The organism is Burkholderia sp. AW49-1, assembly GCF_053427845.1.
The window spans coordinates 1-20,704 of the sequence record NZ_JBSAXF010000040.1; the positions used below are offsets into that span (position 1 = coordinate 1).

19 protein-coding genes are annotated in these 20,704 nt (G+C 65.7%); 5 read left to right on the top strand and 14 right to left on the bottom strand.

The window, feature by feature from the left end:
- A partial coding sequence (locus ACV22W_RS30820; RefSeq protein WP_448023185.1) for an MFS transporter occupies nt 1-940 on the top strand: 940 nt, incomplete at its 5' end.
- Nucleotides 941-1,009: 69 nt separating this feature from the next.
- Here ACV22W_RS30820 and ACV22W_RS30825 read toward each other — a convergent pair.
- The 4 genes from ACV22W_RS30825 to ACV22W_RS30840 all read right to left on the bottom strand — a co-directional run bounded on the left by ACV22W_RS30825 (nt 1,010) and on the right by ACV22W_RS30840 (nt 5,111).
- Nucleotides 1,010-1,834 (bottom strand): alpha/beta fold hydrolase, encoded by an 825-nt coding sequence (locus tag ACV22W_RS30825; RefSeq protein WP_448023186.1) that lies wholly within the window; start codon nt 1,832-1,834, stop codon nt 1,010-1,012.
- A 358-nt stretch (nt 1,835-2,192) separates the two neighbouring features.
- Nucleotides 2,193-3,545: a TRAP transporter large permease gene (locus ACV22W_RS30830; RefSeq protein WP_059449222.1), complete on the bottom strand. Its 1,353-nt coding sequence runs from the start codon at nt 3,543-3,545 to the stop codon at nt 2,193-2,195.
- A 4-nt stretch (nt 3,546-3,549) separates the two neighbouring features.
- Complete coding sequence (locus tag ACV22W_RS30835) at nt 3,550-4,128, bottom strand: TRAP transporter small permease (protein WP_448023187.1); 579 nt, start codon at nt 4,126-4,128, stop codon at nt 3,550-3,552.
- Entirely contained in the window at nt 4,125-5,111 is a 987-nt protein-coding gene (locus ACV22W_RS30840) for a TRAP transporter substrate-binding protein (RefSeq protein ID WP_448023188.1), read from the bottom strand. Before ACV22W_RS30840 ends, ACV22W_RS30835 begins: the two co-directional genes overlap by 4 nt.
- A gap of 716 nt (nt 5,112-5,827) precedes the next feature.
- On the opposite strand from ACV22W_RS30840, the gene ACV22W_RS30845 reads away from it, so the two are divergent.
- Entirely contained in the window at nt 5,828-6,022 is a 195-nt protein-coding gene (locus tag ACV22W_RS30845; protein ID WP_448023189.1) for a hypothetical protein, read from the top strand.
- A gap of 123 nt (nt 6,023-6,145) precedes the next feature.
- Here the strand turns inward: ACV22W_RS30845 and ACV22W_RS30850 are convergent, their stop codons facing one another.
- The gene (locus tag ACV22W_RS30850; RefSeq protein WP_059525948.1) at nt 6,146-6,826 is read right to left on the bottom strand and encodes a GntR family transcriptional regulator; all 681 of its coding nucleotides are present in this window, start codon (nt 6,824-6,826) and stop codon (nt 6,146-6,148) included.
- Between the two features lie 205 nt (nt 6,827-7,031).
- Nucleotides 7,032-7,415, bottom strand: a complete 384-nt coding sequence (locus tag ACV22W_RS30855) for an ATP-dependent protease (protein ID WP_448023190.1) — start codon at nt 7,413-7,415, stop codon at nt 7,032-7,034.
- Nucleotides 7,416-7,726: 311 nt separating this feature from the next.
- Between ACV22W_RS30855 and ACV22W_RS30860 the strand changes: the two genes are divergently transcribed.
- Nucleotides 7,727-8,650: a recombination-associated protein RdgC gene (locus tag ACV22W_RS30860; RefSeq protein ID WP_448023215.1), complete on the top strand. Its 924-nt coding sequence runs from the start codon at nt 7,727-7,729 to the stop codon at nt 8,648-8,650.
- Nucleotides 8,651-8,883: 233 nt separating this feature from the next.
- Here ACV22W_RS30860 and abaF read toward each other — a convergent pair whose 3' ends face one another.
- Nucleotides 8,884-10,263, bottom strand: coding sequence for a fosfomycin efflux MFS transporter AbaF (gene abaF, locus ACV22W_RS30865; protein ID WP_448023191.1), 1,380 nt, complete (start codon nt 10,261-10,263; stop codon nt 8,884-8,886).
- A 592-nt stretch (nt 10,264-10,855) separates the two neighbouring features.
- Here abaF and ACV22W_RS30870 point away from each other — a divergent pair.
- Nucleotides 10,856-11,797, top strand: coding sequence for a dihydrodipicolinate synthase family protein (locus ACV22W_RS30870; RefSeq protein WP_059525958.1), 942 nt, complete (start codon nt 10,856-10,858; stop codon nt 11,795-11,797).
- A gap of 149 nt (nt 11,798-11,946) precedes the next feature.
- Here ACV22W_RS30870 and ACV22W_RS30875 read toward each other — a convergent pair whose 3' ends face one another.
- The 4 genes from ACV22W_RS30875 to ACV22W_RS30890 form a co-directional block, all read right to left on the bottom strand.
- The gene (locus tag ACV22W_RS30875) at nt 11,947-13,320 is read right to left on the bottom strand and encodes an MFS transporter (RefSeq protein ID WP_448023192.1); all 1,374 of its coding nucleotides are present in this window, start codon (nt 13,318-13,320) and stop codon (nt 11,947-11,949) included.
- Between the two features lie 206 nt (nt 13,321-13,526).
- Nucleotides 13,527-13,868 carry an NIPSNAP family protein gene (locus ACV22W_RS30880; RefSeq protein WP_448023193.1) on the bottom strand — a complete coding sequence of 114 codons (342 nt, stop codon included), beginning with the start codon at nt 13,866-13,868 and terminating at the stop codon, nt 13,527-13,529.
- 14 nt (nt 13,869-13,882) lie between these two features.
- Nucleotides 13,883-15,664: an FAD-dependent oxidoreductase gene (locus ACV22W_RS30885; RefSeq protein ID WP_448023216.1), complete on the bottom strand. Its 1,782-nt coding sequence runs from the start codon at nt 15,662-15,664 to the stop codon at nt 13,883-13,885.
- A gap of 85 nt (nt 15,665-15,749) precedes the next feature.
- Nucleotides 15,750-16,586: an SDR family NAD(P)-dependent oxidoreductase gene (locus ACV22W_RS30890; protein WP_448023194.1), complete on the bottom strand. Its 837-nt coding sequence runs from the start codon at nt 16,584-16,586 to the stop codon at nt 15,750-15,752.
- Between the two features lie 183 nt (nt 16,587-16,769).
- Between ACV22W_RS30890 and ACV22W_RS30895 the strand changes: the two genes are divergently transcribed.
- Nucleotides 16,770-17,669: a helix-turn-helix domain-containing protein gene (locus ACV22W_RS30895; RefSeq protein ID WP_448023195.1), complete on the top strand. Its 900-nt coding sequence runs from the start codon at nt 16,770-16,772 to the stop codon at nt 17,667-17,669.
- Between the two features lie 83 nt (nt 17,670-17,752).
- Here ACV22W_RS30895 and ACV22W_RS30900 read toward each other — a convergent pair whose 3' ends face one another.
- The 3 genes from ACV22W_RS30900 to ampC form a co-directional block, all read right to left on the bottom strand.
- Complete coding sequence (locus ACV22W_RS30900; RefSeq protein WP_448023196.1) at nt 17,753-18,925, bottom strand: 4-hydroxybenzoate 3-monooxygenase; 1,173 nt, start codon at nt 18,923-18,925, stop codon at nt 17,753-17,755.
- 114 nt (nt 18,926-19,039) lie between these two features.
- A complete protein-coding gene (locus tag ACV22W_RS30905) occupies nt 19,040-19,198 on the bottom strand; it encodes a hypothetical protein (protein ID WP_448023197.1) in 159 nt (52 codons plus the stop codon).
- Nucleotides 19,199-19,461: 263 nt separating this feature from the next.
- Nucleotides 19,462-20,631, bottom strand: coding sequence for a class C beta-lactamase (gene ampC / locus ACV22W_RS30910; RefSeq protein ID WP_448023198.1), 1,170 nt, complete (start codon nt 20,629-20,631; stop codon nt 19,462-19,464).
- Nucleotides 20,632-20,704 lie beyond the last annotated feature (73 nt).

Genomic DNA, 20,704 nt, shown 5'->3' on the forward strand with positions numbered 1-20,704 from the left:
GTTCGGCACGCTGATCGGCTACACGCTCGGCGCGGCCACCGTCGCGATACTGACGGCGACGCTGTCGCAAGAAGCGCTGCTGTCGTGGGGCTGGCGCGTGCCGTTCTTCATCGCCGGTCCGTTGGGCCTCGTCGGCCTGTACATCCGGATCAAGCTCGAGGAGACGCCCGCGTTCAAGAAGGAAGCCGAAGCGCGCGAAGCGGATGAACGATCGCGCCCGAAGCAGTCGTTCGGCACGCTGCTCATCGAACAGTGGAGGCCGCTGCTCCAGTGCGTCGGCCTCGTGCTGATCTTCAACGTGACCGACTACATGGCACTGTCGTACCTGCCCAACTACCTGTCGGCGACGCTGCACTTCAACGAAACGCACGGCCTGTTCATGGTGCTGCTCGTGATGGTGCTGATGATGCCGATGACGCTTTACGCCGGCCATCTGTCGGACCGGCTCGGCCGCAAGCCGGTGATGATGTTCGGCTGCGTCGGCCTGCTCGTGCTGTCGGTGCCCGCGCTGCTGCTGATCCGCTCCGGCGGGATGCTGGCGGTGTTCGGCGGGATGCTGATCTACGGCACGCTGCTGTCGACCTTCACCGGCGTGATGCCGTCGGCGCTGCCCGCGCTGTTCCCGACGCGGATTCGCTACGGCGCGCTCGCGATCGGCTTCAACGTGTCGGTATCGCTGTTCGGCGGCACGACGCCGCTCGTCACCGCGTGGCTCGTCGATCGCACCGGCGACCTGATGATGCCGGCCTACTACCTGATGGGCGCGTCGTTCATCGGCATCGTGTCGGTGCTCGCGCTGCGCGAAACCGCACGTCGGCCGCTGCCCGGCTCCGCGCCGTGTGTCGCAAGCCGCGCGGAAGCGCAGGACCTGATTCGCCGCGGCGTTGACGAGGAGCGCGTGCGCGACCGCAAGTTCACGCCGGTCGGCGAACGCGCGTAATCCAGTAATGCAGTAACGCAAGTCGTTGCGACGCCGCGCGGCGCCCGCCGCCGGCATCGCGTACGGCGCTCAACCCGCCGCGAGCTGCTGTTCGTCGAACCAGTCGAGCAGCGTCCGCGTGACGAACGCGGGATTCTCCAGGTTCGAGATGTGGCCGGCGTCCGGCACCAGCGCATGGCGGCAACCGATCACGCTCGCCATCTTCACCGTCTCCGACGGCGGGCGCGCCATGTCGCCCGCGCCGCACATCAGCAGCGTGCGCTCGGCATCCAGTTCGGCGAGCGCGGCCAGCGTATCCGGCCGCCCGAAGATCAGCCGACCGAGCGGGACGATCGACTGCCGCAGCCGGTCGGACGGCAGGTTCGCGAGCGCGGCGCGAAATGCGGTCGGCACCGGGTCGGCCAGGTTCACGTCCGGCCGGAAGAACAGCGGCACGATCGCATCGAGCAGCGGCGGCGCGATGCAGCCGGCAGCGGCGATCGCATCGAGCATCCCGAAGTAGCGCAGCCGTGTCGCGTCGGGTTCGGCCTCCAGCGACGCATCCATCAGCACGAGCGAGCGCACGCGCTGCGGTTCGCGCAACGCGAGCCGCGCGCCCCACATCCCGCCGACGCTCAGGCCCACGACCGCGCACTGCTCGATCTCCAGCGCATCGAGCAACGCGCTCGCGTGCGCGGCGAGGTCGTCGAGCGTCTCGGTGCCGTCGGGCAGCGGTCCCGACGCGCCATGCCCCCACAGGTCCGGCACGATCACGCGGTAGCGGCTCGATAGCGCGTCGATCTGCGGCGCCCACATTGCCGAATCCCACAGGTAGCTGTGTCCGAGCAGCACCGGAAAGCCGGTGCCGTGATCCTGGTAATGCAGGGTGCTGCCATGAACGATGTGTGCGGGCATGTCGTCTCCGGATGTCAATGCGATCGGCGGCGGCCCGGAAACGGGCGCCGCGATCCGCGGCGTTCTGCGACGAACGCGAAGCGGCGAATCATCGCACAGGTTGCCGCACGGCGTGTGACTGCCGCCGCGCGACCGGGACGACGCCGAACACCGGAATGTCGAGGCTGTCGCCGTTCGAAACGTACGCTTATGTCGCTACGTGCGTGCGCGATGCGACCAGCGCCAACGTGGCGGCCGCGACGGCGCGCCATGCTGCCTTCACGTCGATGTGAATTCGCCGCGCGCGAAGCAACCGTAGACGTGACCGCGGCGCCGGACAATCTCGATCGTCCGGCGCCGCGACGGGCGAAACGCGCGATCAGAACACCGCGTGCCCGCTGATGAGGCTCGGCAGCCAGGTGGAGAAGAACGGCATGTACGTGACGATGTTGATCGCACTGAAGATCGCGAGGTAATACGGCCACGCCATCTTCGTCGTCTCGCCGATCGACACGTTGCCGATCGCGCAGCCGACGAACTGCACCGAGCCGATCGGCGGGTGCACGAGGCCGAGCGAGCAGTTCAGCAGCAACATGATCCCAAACTGCACCGGCCCGACGCCGCATGCCATCGCGATCGGCAGGAACAGCGGCGTCGTGATCAGGATGTGCGCGGCCATGTCGACGAACGTGCCGAGGAACACCTGGATGATGTTGATGTACAGCAGCATCAGCCAGGGCGCCGCGGTCGACTGCTTCAGCAGACCCTCGATCGCGTCCGGAATCTCGAGGTACGACATCTGGAAGCGCAGCATGTTCGACACGGCGATCAGCAGCAGCACGACACCCGTCGTGCGCGCCGCATGCGACAGCGCGCGGCGCAGCTTCTCGACGGTCAATGTGCGGTACACGATCGCGGTCAGCACGAGCGAATACACGACGGCGATCGCGGCCGCTTCGGTCGCAGTGGCGATCCCCTTCGCGACGCACACGAGGATGATCGCGATCACCATCAGGCCCGGCACGGCGCCGACGAAGCTGCGCAGCACCGCATACCAGCCCGGAAACGCCGGCAACGCGGACGAACCGTCTTCACGGCGCGGATAGCCGTGACGCACGGCCTGCCAGTACGCGGCCGCGAGCACGAAGCCCATCACCCACAGCACCGGCAGGAGGCCGGAAAACAGCAGGTCGCCGATCGACACGCCACTCACCTGCTGACCGTGCAGCATCCCCGTGATGCCCTGCGCGGCGAACGCGTAGATGATCATGTTGGTCGACGTCGGCATCAGCGCGCCCGCGAGCGACGCGTGGGTCGTCACGTTGACCGCGTAGGCCGCGCTGTAGCCTTCGCGCTTCATCAGCGGAATCACCACGCCGCCCATCGCGGACGTATCGGCGGTCGGCGAGCCCGACACGCCGCCGAACAGCGTGCACGCGACGACGTTGGCCATCCCGAGGCCGCCGCGGAAGTGGCCGACGGTCGCCTGCGCGAAACGCAGGATCCGGTCCGCGATGCCGCCGTGCAGCATCAGCTCGCCGGAGAAGATGAAGAACGGCACCGCGAGGAACGAGAACGCGTTCATTCCCGAGATCATCGACTGCATCGCGGTCGCGATCGGCAGCCCTTCGACCATATAAGTCAGCACGCAGGCAATTCCGAGCGCGAACGAAACGGGCACGCCGAGCACGAGAAAAATCAGAAAACTGACGGACAGGATCGCGAGTTCCATGACGTTATTGGCCCGACGAAGAACGACGAAGCGCGAGCAGGTGCTCGAGCGAGAAGAGGATGATGGCGATCGCCGCGGGAATCGTGATCAGGTAGCGCACGCCCTCGGGCAGCCCGATGATCGGAATGCGGTCGCCCATCGTCTCGGCGGCCATGCTGCCGCAGCCGACCATGATCGCGAACGCGAACGCGATCAGGCTCAGGTGCTGGATCGCGATCACCACGGTGCGCGCGCCCGGCGACAGGCGCCGCACGAGCGAATCGAGGCCGATGTGGCCGCCGTCGCGCACCTTCATCGCGGCGCCGAACATCGCGATCACGATCACCAGCAACAGCGCGATCGGCTCGACGAAATCGGGCGCGTTCTCGAACACGTAACGCATCACGACCGCGTAGAACACCAGCACCGTGAGCGCCGCGAGACACAGCGACGCGACCACGGCCAGTACGCGGAACAGCAGGTCGTTCACGCAACGCAGGAGCGGCGCGGCCGCGCGCGGCCGGCACGGGGCCGCACCGTCCGTGGCAGCCGCCTCCGGCGAGCCCACGGTCGCTGCGCCGTTCAGGGAAGTGCGACGGGTCACTTGGTTGCCTCGATTTCGTCGACGATCTGCTTCATCTGCGGCGTCTTCTCGTACTTGGCCCACAGCGGCTGCATCGCCTTCACGAATGCCGCGCGGTCGATCTGCGCGGCCGGCAGGATCTTCGCGCCGCCCTTCGTCACCGTCTGCTGCGCCGATGCCTCACGCGCGGTCCACAGCTTCTGGTAGTACGGCACCGAATCGGCCGCGGCCTTCCTGATCGCGGTCTGCTCCTGCGGCGACAGCGTGTCCCAGATCTTCTTCGAGAACACCAGCACTTCCGGCGTCATCGCGTGCTGCGTCTCCGAGTAGTCGGGCGCTACTTCGAAGTGCTTGGTTTCCTCGTACGACGGCAGGTTGTTTTCCGCCGCGTCGACGAGGCCCGTCTTCAGGCCCGTGTAGACCTCGGCGAACGGCATCGGCGTCGGCGTGCCGCCCATCGCCCTGATCTCGTCGACCATCAGGTCGGACGGTTGCACGCGCACCTTCAGCCCCTTCATGTCAGCGGGCGTGCGCACCGGGCGCTTCGCGTAGATCGAACGCGCGCCGCTCTCGTAGAACGTCAGCGCGATCATCCCCTTCGCCGCGAACGCGTCGAGAATCTTCTGGCCGGCCGGGCCGTACATCGCCTTGCGGAAATGGTCGACGTCGCGGAACAGGAACGGGAACGACGGAATCAGCGATTCCGGCACGATCTCGTTGAACGACGCGCCGTTCACGCGCGCCATGTCGATCGCGCCGATCCGCACCTGGTCGACCGTGTCCTTCTCGGAGCCGAGTGCGCTGTTGCCGAACACCTTGATCGAGTCCTTGCCGCCCGTCAGCTTCGACAGCTCGTCGCCCATGTACTTGACCGCCATGTTGGTCGGGAAGCTGTCGCCGTGCACGTCCGCCGAGCGGAACACGCGCGCCTGCGCGGACACCGCGAAGCCGGCCATCAGCGCGACGGCCAGTGCGTTACGGGAGCGGGTGAATCGGTGCTTCATCGTCAGTCTCCTTGCGGGTTGCTCGTTATTTGGCAGCGATCCGGGCGGCATCCGCATGCATCGATGCACGGCCTTCGCGGAATCGCAGTCATACGTTGTATGACGTGTCGGAGCGAATGTACGTCGGTTAATCGTTTAACTCACTTGGTGCATACCCTATAACCCGCTCTGGAGCGGCCTTGCAGCAAGATGAAGAAGGATTCCTTCTCCATAGGACCGATGGCCGGCGAAACGTTTTCCGGAAAAAGATCTGTATCCGAACCGGCCGGACGTGTATTGCATTTCCGAGGCCAAACGGAGGCTTTTCGTTTTCATTTCGTCGGTCGTAGGATGACTGACTGCAACGCCACCGCCGGTACGCGACGCCAGGCCAGTACATACGTGAACTTGCCAGTGTTCGGCCGACCGCGAACGGCGCGGCAACGCTCAATGCGCGTCCGGCCAACGTAGTCGACTGCAGCGACGCGTTCGGTTCGTCGCCCTTCCCGGCATCGACCAGTCAAATCCGTTCGGCTCGACGTGGACGCCGTCGTTGTAATGACGATGCGATGACGACGATTCCCGGTCGCCATGCGGGGAATCGCGTCATCGTGGCCGGCGCGCCCCTCGTTGCGCGGTTCCGGCATGGGGGCCGGTGCCCCCGCACGCGTGCAGCGGCCGTGGGCACGCGCGATGCGTGCTCGCGGCGACGTCGGAAATGCGAAAGGAGGTATGCGATGCAGACGATCAGAATGTCGGCAGGGCCGGATCAGGATACGCCGCTGAATCCGGGCGACGAAGGGCCGCCCGATGCGCCGGGCGTTGGCGAGGATCTGTGCGGCGTGTGCCGCGGCACGGGTATGGTCGAAGGACAGCCCTGCGCGGTGTGCGGCGGAACGGGCAAGGTGCTGCAGGGAATCGGCGGCGGATAGGCGGACGACACGCATGCAAGCCCGTTGCCGCGAAGCCCGGACGGGGCCACGCCTCGCATGTGACGCCTCGACGGCAGAATCTGCGGCGACGCGGTGGTCACATCGTCCAAGCCGAACGCGCGCTCAACGACCGAGGCGTCGATCGCGCAGGAATGCGTTCAACTCGCCGCCCGCATGCTCGATGTGTCGCTTGAGCAGCGATGCTGCCGCGCGCGCATCGCCCTTGCGGCACAACGCGACCAGTTCGGCGTGTTCGGATTCGGCCACGTCGCGCGCGGCCTCGGACAGCGACAACTGCACGCGCGTGTAGCGGTCGGTCTGCTGCAGCAGCGACGCGACGATCGCCGCCGTCTTCGGCTGGTCGGCGCGCGACAGCAGCAGATGATGCAGTTCGGTGTTCAGTTCGCCCCAGCGCCCGGACTGGCTCGCATGCAGCACTTCGCTGTATTCCTCGAGGATCGCATCGAGCCGCGCGAAATCCTCGGCGGTCAGCTTCGGAATCGACTTCTTCAGCAGAACGGGTTCCAGCAGCGCACGCAGTTCGAACAGTTCGGTGATGTCTTCCGGGGACAGTTCAGAAACGATGGCTCCCTTGTGGGGCAGGATCTTGACGAGTCCCTCGCTCTCGAGCTGCACGAGCGCTTCGCGCAGCGGGATCCGGCTGATGCCGAGCTCGGTCGCCAGCGCATCCTGGCGAAGCTGATAGCCGTCGACATACTCCCCTGTCAGGATACGGCGGCGCAATTCGTTCGCAGCGGCTTCGGCGCGCGTGGCGTAGACAAGAGCAGGGCGTTTCTCGTTCATGTTCGGACTGGGGGAAGGCGGTCAGGCACGTGCCGGCGCGGCGGTGGATATTGCATATTTTCTACAATATTAGCAGAGCGCCGTGTCGCCGAACCGCCGCCGTAGGGGGCTCCACGCTGTCGCGCCGTTGTTTCGGCGGGCTGCGGAGGTCGCTTGCCGCCGCATTGCACCCGGCACGACTCGAGGCCCCTACGGCAAGCGATGCTCAGAGATCTCCGCGCACTTCACCGGTTCCCAGCGCGCTGCGCTGCCGGTTGACTTCCGCCCAAAGCTCATCGCTGTCGTCATCGCGCAGCAGGACCATGCAGTCCAGTTGATCGTCGGTCACGCCGAAGTATTCCAGGATTTCCCGGCGAACCGCATCGACGAACTGCGCGTATTCCGGGGTCGCCTGGGCCTGCGCATGCAAGGCGTCGTATGCTGCATCGTCCGCACCGCCGCCGTGCTCGTCGATATATCGCGAGATCCACTGGTCTCGCTCGCGGTCGTAATCGGCCTCGGCACGCATCGCTTGCACCGCCGTGTAGAACTCCAGTTGGGCAAACGCGGCGATCGCCGCCGTTGTCGCCTCGTCGAACGTAGTCGTCATTCCATCTCTCATGTTGGTCATGGCACATCATCGCACGGGTCGCACCCGGACCGGTGCCGCGAATTCGGACGGTGCGACGCGCCGCCTGATGCCGACGTTTGGCACATGCACCCTCGCCCTTGCTCAAAGGCCGTATCGGCGTCTCGGGCCTCTGCCCCGCATGTGTGTCAACTCATCGTCGCTGACGGTAATGACCGTTCAGTGGGGCGAAGCCGACGCCCGAGCGTCCGAGCACCCCAGGGAATCGATCGGCCGCTTTTGGCCGGTAAACGTCACCGTCATATAGAATGATGCGCTTTGCCCGCACGCCTATGTGGTTCAAGAATCTTCAGCTTCATCGTCTTCCGGCACCGTGGGCCGTTACCCCCGATCAGATGGAAGCATGGCTGGCGCCGCACGCGTTTCAGCCGGGCACCAGCGTCGAAATGCAGCGCGTCGGATGGGCGTCGCCGCGTGACGACGGCGCGCTGGTGTATTCGATCAACCGGCAGATGCTGCTGACGTTTCGTGCCGAAAAGAAGCTGCTCCCGGCCTCGGTCGTCAATCAGGTGACCAAGGCCCGGGCGCTTGAAGTCGAGGAGCAGCAGGGCTTCAAGGTCGGGCGAAAACAGCTGCGCGAACTCAAGGAGCAGGTCACCGACGAACTGCTGCCGCGCGCGTTCACCATTCGCCGCGATACCCGCGTGTGGATCGATACGGTGAATGGCTGGCTCGTCATCGATGCGGCTGCACAGGCGCTTGCCGACGACGTCCGCAGCCTGCTCGTCAAATCGATCGATCAATTGCCGCTCGCCGGCGTTCAGGTGGCCCTTTCGCCGGTCGCCGCGATGACGGATTGGCTGCTGTCCGGCGACGCGCCGGGCGGATTCACTGTGGACCAGGACGCCGAGTTGCGCTCGAGCGGCGAAGGCGGCGCCACGGTGCGATACGTCGGCCACGCGCTGGAAGCGAACGACATGCGCCGGCACATCGAGGCCGGCAAACAATGCATGCGCCTCGCAATGACCTGGGATGATCGAATTTCGTTCGTGCTGACACCGTCGCTGACGATCAAGCGTGTCACGCCGCTCGACGTGATCAAGGAAGCGACGGATCCCACCGCGCAGAACGACGACGAACGCTTCGACTCGGACGTCACGCTGATGACGGCTGAATTGGCGCGGATGTTGACCGATCTTGTCGATATCCTGGGTGGTGATCGGCACGACGCGGTTGCTCAGGCGGCAGCCGCCTGAACCCGCCGGCTGTCAAGGATCATCGCCCCGCGGCGGCGAGGCTTCGTGCTGACGCGGGACGCAGCTGCACGCTCATGATCCATAGGAGACCGGTGTAATTCCTGAAAGCGGCCGAGATCGTCAAGGTCTCCAGGCAATTCGGATAAAGTCACCGGACCGTCTTCCCCGCCCCTCCGCCGGAAATCCGCTGAACCGAAAAAAACCACCCTCGCGGGTGGCTTCGGTCGCAGACGTCACGCGTCGGTCCGCCGGCGTGCCTCGGCATCGACGTCGTGCAGCGACTTGCCGCGCGTTTCCTTCGCGAGGCCCACGCATACGATCGAGATCGCCGCCGCCGCGACCAGATACAACGCGATCGGCGTCGACGAGTGATAGCGCTCGAGCAACGACAGCCCGATCAACGGCGCGAGCGAGCCCGCCATCAGCGGCGCGACCTGATAGCACAGCGACAGCGCGGTATAGCGCACGTTGGTCGGGAACATCTCGGTCATCAGCGCCGAGTACGGCGAGTAGGTCATCGATTCGATGAACAGGCCGAGCACGATCGCGGCCATGATGATCCAGTCGTTGCCGGTGTCCATCATCGGAAACGCGACGAAGCCCCAGCCCGCCGTCAGCACCGCACCGGTCAGGTACACGGGCTTGCGGCCGACGAGGTCCGACATCAGCCCCATCAGCGGGATGAAGAAGAAGTGGATCGCGTTGGCGGCGAACATCAGCTTCAGGATCCGTGTGGTATCGAAGCCGACGACCAGCTTCAGGTACGTCAGCGAAAACGTGACGACCATGTAATACAGGATGTTCTCGGCGAATCGCGCGCCGATACCGATCAGCACCTGCCGCCAGTGGTACTTCAGCACGTGCCCGACACCGAGTTGCTTTTCCTGCTTCTGCGCGCGGCGCGCCTGCGCTTCCTTGAAGATCGGCGCATCGTCGACCTTGCGGCGAATCCAGAAACCGATCAGCACGACCACCGCCGAGAACCAGAACGCCGCGCGCCAGCCCCACGCCAGGAAGTCGGCCTCGGACAGCGAGCTCGACAGCACGAGCAGGATGATCGTCGCGACCAGGTTGCCCGCGGGCACGCCGGCTTGCGGCCAGCTGGCCCAGTAGCCGCGGCGGTTGTCCGGGCTGTGCTCGCTGACCAGCAGGATCGCGCCGCCCCACTCGCCGCCGAACGCGAAGCCCTGAATCAGGCGCAGCGACACCAGCAGCACCGGCGCCCAGTAGCCGATCGCATCGAAGGTCGGCAGGCAGCCCATCAGGAACGTCGTGATGCCGACCACGATCAGGCTGACCTGCAGCAGATACTTGCGGCCGAACTTGTCGCCGTAGTAGCCGAACACGAGCCCGCCGATCGGGCGCGCCGCGAACCCCACCGCATACAACGCGAACGCCGCGAGCAGGCCGTCGATCGGATTGCCCGTCTTCTTGAAGAAGTGCGTGCCGAACACCAGCGCCGACGCCGTTCCATACAGGAAGAACTCGTACCACTCCGCCACCGACCCGACCATCGACGCCGCGACGACACGCTTCAATTCCCGTTTCGACGCCGTGTCCTGCACGGCCGCCACACCATCAGGCGAGACTGCCTCGCCGACCTGACTTGTCATCTCCGTATCTCCTCTCGTTATCTTCCATTTCCCTTGACGGGGCGGTTCGCGGGTAAGCGCGCCGAAAGATTTTATACAATATCCAATACGCAATCCACGCAATCTAAAAAATGCTTTCGTCAGAAATGCGACACGTCGGCGAGTCGTCGCCGCTCGTTCCGGGAGCCAGTGGAGGAAGGGATTTCGGTCAGGTGAAAGCGCGACGGGAATCGGCTTGCGCGACGTTTGTCCCAGCCTTGCTGGCGATCGTGCGAAGCCGGAACGCACAGCGCGCCGATTTCGCCGGGATCGCTCACCATCCTCGCCGGAGGCCGCCGTGACGCGGTTCGCCGCGTTGCCCAACGCCCCGGAACGACGATCTTCGTCACACCTTTTTTATTTTATATTGTATAAAATATCCGAACTGGCTAGAATGCACTCGTCGATGGCTGACTCTCGGGCGAAACCGGAGGCAACGTTTCGGCACCGAGGCAAACAAGAGGTGGCCAGCCGCCGTCCGGATCACGTGAAGCACCGACGAGACGGCGAGCGCGCGTACCGCCCACGTTGCCAAGCAATGGCAGTTGACCCTATCTGAATGTGAGGAAACGAGATGAGCGACAACATTTTTACCGGCACCATTCCGGCCCTGATGACGCCGTGCACCGCTGACCGTCAGCCGGACTTCGACGCGCTGGTGAAGAAGGGCAAGGAGCTGGTGGCACTCGGCATGCGCGCGGTGGTGTACTGCGGCTCGATGGGCGACTGGCCGCTGCTGACCGAAGCGCAGCGCCAGGAAGGCGTCGCACGCCTGGTCGAAGCCGGCGTCCCGACGATCGTCGGCACCGGCGCGGTGAACTCGAAGGAAGCCGTGTCGCACGCCGCGCATGCCGCGAAAGTCGGCGCGCACGGCCTGATGGTGATTCCGCGCGTGCTGTCGCGCGGCGCGTCGCCGGCCGCGCAGAAGGCACACTTCGCCGCGATCCTGAACGCCGCGCCGAACCTGCCGGCCGTGATCTACAACAGCCCGTACTACGGCTTCGCGACCCGCGCCGACCTGTTCTTCGAACTGCGTCGCCAGCACCCGAACCTGATCGGCTTCAAGGAATTCGGCGGCGCCGCCGACATGCGTTACGCAGCCGAGAACATCACGTCGCAGGACGACAGCGTGACGCTGATGGCCGGCGTCGACACGCAAGTCTTCCACGGCTTCGTGAACTGCGGCGCCGCGGGCGCGATCACCGGCATCGGCAACGCGCTGCCGCGCGAAGTGCTGCAGCTCGTCGACCTGTGCAAGAAGGCCGCGCAAGGCGACGCGGTGGCACGCGTACGTGCGAAGGAACTGGAAGCGGCGCTGGCCGTGCTGTCGTCGTTCGACGAAGGCTGCGACCTGGTCCTGTTCTACAAGCACCTGATGGTGCTGAACGGCGACAAGGAATACACGCTGCACTTCAACGAAACCGACGCACTGAGCGACGCGCAACGCAACTACGCGGAAGCGCAGTACACGCTGTTCCGCAACTGGTACGCGAACTGGTCGAAGAGCATCGCGTAAGCGCGCCCGCACGATGCAGTGCGATACGCGGCCGCGACACGGCTGCGTGATCGAGAAGAAAAGCCACGGACGACTCCGTGGCTTTTTGCTTGTCTACGCCCCCGCCCTGAAGCAACGCGCGCGCATGCGCTCGGCAGGCATGCGCCGCATCAGTGTTGCTGCACGGCCGCGCCGGTCGCGCGCTCCTGTTCCGTGATTTCCGTGCGGCAACGGCCGATCGCATGCAACGCACCGGCCGCGACGAGCGCCGGCACCGCAAGCAGGCTGAACACATCGCCAAAGCGCCAGCCGAATCCCATCAGCATCGCGCCGGCGAACGCGCCGGCCACGCCGCCGATCCGTCCGATACCGAGCATCCAGGCCACGCCCGTCGCGCGGCAACGCGTCGGATACAGGCTCGCCGCATAGGCCGACATCGACGTCACCGCGCTCGTCACGACGGTGCCGCACAGGAAGATCAACGTGCCGAGCCACGCGGCATGCCCGATCGTGCGGCTCGCCACGAGCACCAGCAGCGCTGCCACGACATACGCGAACACGATCGTCCGGTTCGGATTGAAGCGATCCATCAGCCATCCGACACCGAGATTGCCGAGCACGCCGCCCAGCGGGAACAGCGACGTCATCAGCGCGCCGCCTTCGGCGCTGAAGCCCGCATCGCGAAGCAGCGTCGGCATCCAGTTGGTCAGCAGGTAATAGATCAGCAGCCCCATGAAGTAGGCCGCCCACAGCATCAGCGTGCGCGAACGAAACTGCGCGGACAGCACCTGCGCGAGCGCGGACGCCCCGCCAGCCTGCGGACGCGCGCCGGCGGCCACGAAGGTACGGTCGTCGAAGCGCTCGTTCGGCGCGATCCGTGCGAGGATGCGCGCGATGCGCGCATGCGTGCCCGGTCGTGCCGCGAGATACTGCGCCGACTCGGGCAGCAGCATCACGAGTGCGACCGCCAGCGCGATCGGTCCGATGCCGCCCGCGGTCAGCACGCTTTGCCAGCCGAAGTGCGGAATCAGCCATGCCGACGTGATGCCGCCCACCGCGAGCCCGCACGAGAAGCCGCAGAACATCGCGTTGACGGCCACGCCGCGAATCCGGGCCGGCGCATATTCCGCCATCAGCGTGACGGCGTTCGGCATCGCCGCGCCGAGGCCGAGCCCGGTCAGGAAGCGAAAGGCGGTCAGCGCCTCGATCGACTGCGCATGCGCGGACACCATGCTCCACGCGCCGAAGCACACAACCGACAGCACGAGCACGGTCTTGCGGCCGAGCCGGTCCGCGCAGGGGCCGGCGGCGAGTGCGCCGATGCCGAGTCCGGCCAGCGCCGCGCTCATCACCGGGCCGAGCGCGCTGCGCGCGATGCCCCAGTCGTGCGTCAGCGCGGGCGCGATGAAACCGATCGCGGCCGTGTCGTAGCCGTCGGCGGCCACGACCAGGAAGCACAGGATCAGGATCAGCCACTGGCAGGGGGAAAAGCGCTCGGCGTCGATGAACGACTGCACGTCGAGCGTACGCGGTTGGGTTTTCATCGTGTGTCTCCTTCGGTCCGCGCGCAAGACGGCGCTGATGCGCCGCATGCACGCGGATATCTCCATGTTCATGTTTCGTTGTAGGCCCCGGCGTCCGGGTGACGTGCGCAGGTCAATCAGGCGGCGCATCGGCGGCACCCGTCACGACCGCCACCCTCTCCACGCGAATGGCGTCCATGTCGTAACGGGGTGTCGTCGTCATGGACTCAGCGCGTCAGGTAAGCGAGGCTCGGGAATTCGACGCGACGGATGATGCGGCTTTCCTGCGCGACGATCAGATGGCCGGACGCCTGCAGATACGCGGGCCAGTCCGGATCGGCATCGCGCGCGGTGCGCCGCGCGTCGTAATCGGCGATGCTGTCGTAGCCCCACAAGTGGACGACCTGATTCAATGCGCCGATGTCGCTCATGTAGAAGCCGACGGGCGCGCCGAGATATTTCATCTGGATCGGCATCGCGAGCCGGTCGAAGATCTCGATGAATTCGGCCATGCCGCGCGGCCGGATCGTATAGATGCGATGGTCGATGAATGCTTTCGCGGTAGTCATGGTGTGCTCCGGGTTCACGCGGTCGCGCGCGTGTCGGCGGGTTGCGCCACGTCAGCGCGCTGTCTCGGTTCGGTGACGCCGGTCAGGTCGATGAGCCCCGCGATATGACGTGCGCTCAGATAACCGAACGTCATGATCGGGCCGAGCGTGATCCCTGCACCCGGATAGTTTCCGCCCATGATGCTGGCGCGATCGTTGCCGACCGCGTACAGGCCGGCGATCGGCCTATTGTCGGCGGCCAGCACCTGCCCGACCGGGTTGGTACGGATTCCGTCGAAGGTGCCGAGATCGCCCATCACGACCTTCAGCGCGTAATACGGCCCGTTGCCGAGCGGCGCCACGCACGGATTCGGACGATGATCGGCGTCGCCGAGATAGCGGTTGAACGACGTCGTGCCGCGGCCGAATTCGGGATCCTCACCACGCGCGGCGTCACGGTTGTATCGCTGCACGGTTGCCTCCAGATTCGCCGCATCGATACCGGCACGCAGCGCGAGTTCCGCCAGCGTACGGCCCTGCACGAGATAGCCGTTGCGCAGCAACGGCCCGAGCGGCACCGGTGCGGGCTTTGCAAAGCCGAGCCCGTATTTGCGGATCGTCGCGCGGTCGCACACGAGCCACATCGCCGTCTCGGTCTCGTCGCGACATGCGGCGATCATCGCCGCACCGACGTCATGATAGGAATTCGATTCGTTCGTGAAACGCATGCCGCGACGGGTCACGCCGATGACACCTGGCTTATAGCGATCGAGCAGATGCGGAAACACCCCGAAGCGTCCATCGCCGAGCGGCACGCGCGAAACGGGCATCCATGCGGCCGGTTGCGGATAGCGAATCTCCACGCGGCCGCCAGCCTGCTCGGCCAGCTTCGCGCCGTCGCCGGTGTTGCCGACCGGCACGGGCGACACATGCTCGCCGCCGCGCGCGACGTGTGGATACGCACGCGCGATTCGCGCGACGTCGTGCGAGAAGCCGCCGCTCGCCAGCACGACCGCACGGCGCGCGGAAATGCGATACGTCTCGCCGTCCGCCCCGACCGTCGCGCCGGCGATGCGGCCTCCGTCGGTCACGAGTTCACGTGCGGGCGTGTTCGTCAGGATCGGGATCCCGAGGTCCAGCGCCGACTTCGCGAGTCGTGCAGCGAGCGCGTTGCCGCTCGTGATCTGCACGCCGCGCCGGTACAGCGCGAGATCCTTCAGATGCGCGGCGAGCCGCTTCGTCACGTACCACGCGGACTTGAGCGAGCGCGTTGCGTTGAAGAAATGCTTCAGGTCCGCGTTCGACGAATTGAACATCATCCCGATGAACGTGATCGTCTTCAACGGCGGACGCAGGCGCTCGAGATCGCGCCCGAGCCGCCGCGCATCGTACGGCGTCGCGACGACCGAGCGGCCGATGTCGACTCCGCCGGGCAGGTTCGGATGATAGTCGGGATACAGTGTCGGGACGAATTTCACGTCCGTTTCGCGCTCGAAGAATTCGAGCATGCGCGGACCGTGCTCGAGAAAGGCCTCGATTGCCGCGTCGTCACGGAACGCGCCCGTTTCGCCGCGCAAATACGTGCGCGCCGCCTCGCGTGTATCGTGCACGCCGTTTGCACTCGCGTGGCGATTGCCGGGAATCCACAGCACGCCGCCGGAAAACGCGGTCGTGCCGCCGAAACACGCTTCCTTCTCGACGACGATCACGTCGAGGCCGGCCTTGCGCGCGGTAATCGCGGCGGACAGGCCGCCCGCTCCCGATCCGATCACGAGCAGATCGCACGTGACGTGCTTCGAACGATGCCGATCGTTCATCATGTCTTCCTCCATGGATGGAACAGCCGCGCCGCCACACCGCTGAACACGGTATGTCTGCATCACGCGCGGCAATGTCGTTGAACTACCTTGCGCCGGCACCGGCCTCATAGCCCGGCCGCGGAACGAGATCCATCAGCATCGCGTCGAGGCCGCCGTCGACCACCAGTTCCGCCCCGTTCACATACGCGGCGCGCGGACTCGCGAGAAAAGCGACGACGTTCGCGATGTCGTCTGGGCGGCCGATGCGCCTGCTCGCGGTCATCGCACTGCGGCGCGCCTCGATGTCGCCGCTCTGATAGAACGATTCGGACAGCGGCGTGCGGATCATCCCCGGACACACCGTATTGCTGCGGATGCCGCGCGGCCCCCACTCCGCCGCCAGTTGGCGCGCGAGCATCGCGACCGCTGCCTTGCTCGCGCTGTACGCGCCGCTATGCGTCTGCGGGTAGCGCGCTGCGATCGAGGCGACATGCACCATCGAGCCCGTGCCGCGCGCCAGCATCGCGCGGCCGAACGCCTGCGAGCAGAGCATGTAGCCGGTGAGATTGACTTGCAGCATCGCGTTCCATGCGTCCAGGCTGATGGTCTCGATGCCGCCGGCACGCAGCAGGCCGGCATTGTTCACGAGTACGTCGGCGGGGCCGAGATCGCGCTCGACGCGTTCCGCGGCCTGGGTCACGCTCGCCGCGTCGCCGATGTCGCATCCGATCGCGACGACATCGCCGCCTGCCGTGCGCAGCCGCTCCGCAACGGCAATGGTCCTGTCCGCGTCGCGGTCGAGCAGTGCGACTCGCGCACCGGCTGCCACGAGCGCTTCGACAATCGACGCTCCGATGCCGCCCGCCGCCCCCGTCACGACACACACTTTCCCGTCGAGACGCAGCCAGTCCGCGTGCAGGTTGTCTGCTTGCGATATCATTAGGTTTCCTCTTTAAATAGGCTTGAAATGTCCGGATTGAACCGGCATGCGCTGCCCGAACGTCGCGCGATGCGTCAGTTGCAAGCGCTACGTCGATGAGAAAAGTATAGAAGCGCGCATCGCGCGAAAATTGGACAAACGCCGCAAGCAACAGGACAATTTGTACACAGGAGGCCGGGCGGCATGAGGAGAATCCCTAACTACGATCTGTATGGCGAATCGGCTCGTCCGCCTTGGTACGACGCGTTCAACTTCGAATGGATACCGGAGCGCAGCCAGCCGAACGACTGGCGTATCGCCGCGCACCGCCACGATGCGCTATTGCAGATTTTGTACATCCGCGGCGGGCACGGGCATGTCGTGATCGAGAGCGGGAAGCACACGTTCGCGCCGCCGTGCCTCGTGCTGCTGCCCGCGCAGACGGTCCATGCGTTCGAGTTCTCGCCGCAAATCGATGGCCTCGTGATCACGGTCGTTCAGCACGCACTGGAAAAACTGGTCAAGACGGTCGCGCCGGGCGCGCTGTCGACTCTGCAACGTGCGGCCGTGATTCCGGTCAAGGGGCCGGACGCGAGCGTGTCGATGCTGATGCCTTTGTTCGCGTTGCTCGAACAGGAATTCCGCAGCACGTCACGCGGCCGCGGCGCGGCCGGGATGGCACTGCTGGTCGCGCTGGTCGTGCATGTCGCGCGCTTGAGCGATCTCGCAGCGGCGCCGTCGCATGCGGGCGTCGACCGGCGCGGGACGTTGCTGCGACGTTTTCGCGAGCTGATCGACACACACTTCCGCGAGCATCGGCCGGTGGAATTCTATGCGGAGCGGCTCGGCGTGACGGCCGCGCAGCTTGCGCGCGTCTGCCGCGAGGAACTGGGGATTTCGACGACGGCGGTCGTCAACGCGCATCTGATCCGCGAAGCGCAGCGCGATCTGGTTTATTCGAATCTGAGCGTGAAGCAGATCGCGCACGAGATGGGCTTTGCGGACAGCGCGTACTTCAGCCGCTATTTCCGCAAGCAGACGGGTCAGACACCGGGCGAATTCAGGGAATCGGCCCATCGCGACCTGATGCCCGGCCAGTCTTGAACCGGCTCGAGCCGGACGGCGGAGCCGGTCGCGACGCCGGATATCGCGACCGGAAAAGCCGACCCGCCAGGTCTGGCGGCCCGTCAGACCGCGACGGCGCCGACGTAGTTTTCCGCCATCGCCATCGCCGCCGAGCGCGACGTCGTCACGTGCTCGAGCTCCGCGACCTGCAAACGCTGCTCGAACGGCGATGCGTCGTCGAGACGATGCATCATGCGCGTCATCCAGTACGAGAAATGTTCCGCGCGCCAGATCCGCCGCAGCGCGGTTTCGCTGTATGCGTCGAGCAAGTCCGTGCGGTCTTCGTCATAGAACGCCTGCAACGCGGCCGTCAGGATGCGCACGTCCGACACCGCGAGGTTGAGGCCCTTCGCGCCGGTCGGCGGCACGATATGCGCGGCATCGCCGGCGAGGAACAGTCGCCCATGCTGCATCGTCGTCGACACGAAGCTGCGCATGCCGACGATGTTCTTCTGGAAGATCCGGCCTTCCACGACCCGCTGGCCGTCGACGGAATCGACGCGCGCATGCATCTCCGCCCAGATACGATCGTCGGACCAGTTGTCGACCGAATCCTTCGGGTCGCACTGGAAATACATGCGCTGCACGTTCGGCGAACGCGTGCTGACGAGCGCGAAGCCGCGCTCGTGGCGCGCATAGATCAGTTCGTCCGACGACGGCGGCGCTTCGACGAGAATGCCGAACCAGCCGAACGGAAAGACCCGTTCGTAGTCCTGCCGCAATGCGGTGGGGATCATCGTGCGCGACACGCCCTGCGAGCCGTCGCAACCGATCACGAAATCGCAGTCGAGCGTCTGTTCGACACCGTCGTGCACGAAACGGATCGACGGCGCGTCGGTCTCGATGCCGGAAATCGTCGCCCCGGATACGTTGAAATACAGCGCACCGCCGGCCGCGACACGCGCGGCCACGAGATCCTTGAGCACCTCATGTTGCGCATAGACGGTAATCGCCTTGCCGGTCAGTTCGGTGAGATCGATGCGGCGGCGCTTGCCTTCGAACGCGAGTTCGAAGCCGTGATGCAGCGCACCTTCCGCTTTCATCCGCTCACCGACGCCGGCTTCAGTCAGCACGTCCATCGTGCCCTGCTCGAGCACGCCGGCGCGAATGGTGGACTCAATCTGTTCGCGGCTGCGCGACTCCAGGACGACCGACTCGATGCCGCGCAGATGAAGAAGATGGGAAAGCAGCAGGCCTGCGGGCCCCGCGCCGATGATGCCGACTTGCGTACGCATGAATGTCTCCGGGTGGAATTGATTTTGCGCAAGTTTGGCGGCGGCGCCTGCTATCCCGCAACGCGATATCCGGAATATGGACTATCTCGATATTGGATAAAGGCCACGAGCGCTTCATGCCATGCACGGCGTGTGCGGGTCCCGTCCGGCCTTCGACTCCGTCGCGTCGATCTTCGCGAGCAGTGCGTTGCCGAGTTCCGTCACGTGGCGCGGCACGCCGGGGATCGCCAGCAGCGCGTCGATCCGCCCACGCCAGTAACTCGAACGACTCACGTGCATCGCGCACGGCATCACCCCATCGCCGCCTGCTCGAGCGGCACCGGGGCCGTGGTTCCAGCGGATCCGGCGCATCGACCTTGCACACCACGGACACCGCGCTCGCCGGAGCATGTGGTCATGCCCGAGCCCAAGCTCTGGCGGCACGCGCCGGTACGTGTCACGGCGTCCGGCGCCATCACGATTCGCTCCGCCTCCATTCCCGCTCGTTCGTCGCGCGGATATCGTCAGCAATTCCACACGGGCCAGCGCGACGCAGGTCACGGCTTGCCGCGCAGCGACTCGACGATCCCGTACGCCGTCTTCACGCGATCCTCGATCGGGACGCTGCGGTTCGCGAGCATCACGATCGCGATCCGCTTCGCGGGAACGAACGCGACATACGTGCTGAAACCGTTGGTGGACCCCGTCTTGTTGATCCACGTGTTTGCGCTCGGCGCGAGCGGCGGTTTGAGTTCGTTCGCGGGCGTCGCGTTGTAGAGCATCGGCGGCGCATTCCCCGCGAGCAGCGCCGGCAACGCGACCGGATACGGATACTGTTCCCAGATCAGGTCTTGCGTGAACGGGCCCGCACGGAAATAGCCGGTATGCGTGCGTTCGAGCGCGCGCTGCAGCCGCGGCGACGTTTCGACGAGCCCCATGTTCGCCTGCACGAAGCGCAGCAGGTCGGCTGCCGTCGTCCTGACGCCGTACGCCGGCTGCCACAGCATGCCGCCCGTCATTCGGATCGGCTTGCCGTCTTGCGTATAGCCCTGCGCGTAGTCGGCCTGGCGCGCGGCGGGCACGTTGAGGTAGGTGTGCGTCATCCCGAGCGCGGGGAACAGCCGCTGCTCCATCAGCACCGCGAAGTCTTCGTGCATCGCCTTCGCGGTGAGAAAACCGAGCATTCCGATCGCGACGTTCGAGTACGTGCGACGCGTGCCCGGCGCGTATGCAGGCCGCCATGCGTCGAGATAACGCATCAGGTCCGCATCGTCGCGGATGCTGTCCGGCACCTGAAGCGGCATTCCGCCGGGCGTATGCGTGCCGAGATTGAGCAGCGTGACCGCACCGAACGGCTTGCCCCGCAGCGCGGGGAGGTACTTGCCGGCCGGGTCCGCGAGCGACAGCTCGCCGCCTTCCTGTGCGTCCGCCGCGAGCGTCGCGGTCAGCGTCTTGCTGACGGAGCCGATCTCGAACAGCGTGTCGCCCGTCACCGGCTTGCCGGTTTGCGTCGACATCACGCCGTAGTCGAACACGTAGGGCTTGCCGTCGGCGACGATGCCGATCGCCATGCCGGGAATGGCGAACTGCTTCATCAGCGGCGCGACGTGGCGAGTCACGGTATCGTGAATTTCGTCCTGCGTGGCGGCGGCCGCGCCGCCTGCCGTGGCGGCAGCGCACGCGGCGACGAACAGGGTTGCGGCGATGCGGATCGCGTTGAATCGCATGATTGCGGTTCCTTCGATTGTTGTGATGGTTGCATGAACAACAGGTCCGGCCGCGCCGCGCGAGGACTGCGGC

What these genes read in the sequence shown, in the direction of transcription:
- ACV22W_RS30860 (WP_448023215.1), top strand. Translation starts at nt 7,727, where the DNA reads ATGTGGTTCAAGAATCTTCAGCTTCATCGTCTTCCGGCACCGTGGGCC.
- ACV22W_RS30875 (WP_448023192.1), bottom strand. Translation starts at nt 13,320, where the DNA reads ATGAAAACCCAACCGCGTACGCTCGACGTGCAGTCGTTCATCGACGCC.
- ACV22W_RS30880 (WP_448023193.1), bottom strand. Translation starts at nt 13,868, where the DNA reads ATGACTACCGCGAAAGCATTCATCGACCATCGCATCTATACGATCCGG.
- ampC (WP_448023198.1), bottom strand. Translation starts at nt 20,631, where the DNA reads ATGCGATTCAACGCGATCCGCATCGCCGCAACCCTGTTCGTCGCCGCG.
- ACV22W_RS30850 (WP_059525948.1), bottom strand. Translation starts at nt 6,826, where the DNA reads ATGAACGAGAAACGCCCTGCTCTTGTCTACGCCACGCGCGCCGAAGCC.
- ACV22W_RS30855 (WP_448023190.1), bottom strand. Translation starts at nt 7,415, where the DNA reads ATGACGACTACGTTCGACGAGGCGACAACGGCGGCGATCGCCGCGTTT.
- ACV22W_RS30895 (WP_448023195.1), top strand. Translation starts at nt 16,770, where the DNA reads ATGAGGAGAATCCCTAACTACGATCTGTATGGCGAATCGGCTCGTCCG.
- ACV22W_RS30830 (WP_059449222.1), bottom strand. Translation starts at nt 3,545, where the DNA reads ATGGAACTCGCGATCCTGTCCGTCAGTTTTCTGATTTTTCTCGTGCTC.
- ACV22W_RS30825 (WP_448023186.1), bottom strand. Translation starts at nt 1,834, where the DNA reads ATGCCCGCACACATCGTTCATGGCAGCACCCTGCATTACCAGGATCAC.
- ACV22W_RS30845 (WP_448023189.1), top strand. Translation starts at nt 5,828, where the DNA reads ATGCAGACGATCAGAATGTCGGCAGGGCCGGATCAGGATACGCCGCTG.
- ACV22W_RS30885 (WP_448023216.1), bottom strand. Translation starts at nt 15,664, where the DNA reads ATGAACGATCGGCATCGTTCGAAGCACGTCACGTGCGATCTGCTCGTG.
- ACV22W_RS30870 (WP_059525958.1), top strand. Translation starts at nt 10,856, where the DNA reads ATGAGCGACAACATTTTTACCGGCACCATTCCGGCCCTGATGACGCCG.
- abaF (WP_448023191.1), bottom strand. Translation starts at nt 10,263, where the DNA reads ATGACAAGTCAGGTCGGCGAGGCAGTCTCGCCTGATGGTGTGGCGGCC.
- ACV22W_RS30900 (WP_448023196.1), bottom strand. Translation starts at nt 18,925, where the DNA reads ATGCGTACGCAAGTCGGCATCATCGGCGCGGGGCCCGCAGGCCTGCTG.
- ACV22W_RS30890 (WP_448023194.1), bottom strand. Translation starts at nt 16,586, where the DNA reads ATGATATCGCAAGCAGACAACCTGCACGCGGACTGGCTGCGTCTCGAC.
- ACV22W_RS30840 (WP_448023188.1), bottom strand. Translation starts at nt 5,111, where the DNA reads ATGAAGCACCGATTCACCCGCTCCCGTAACGCACTGGCCGTCGCGCTG.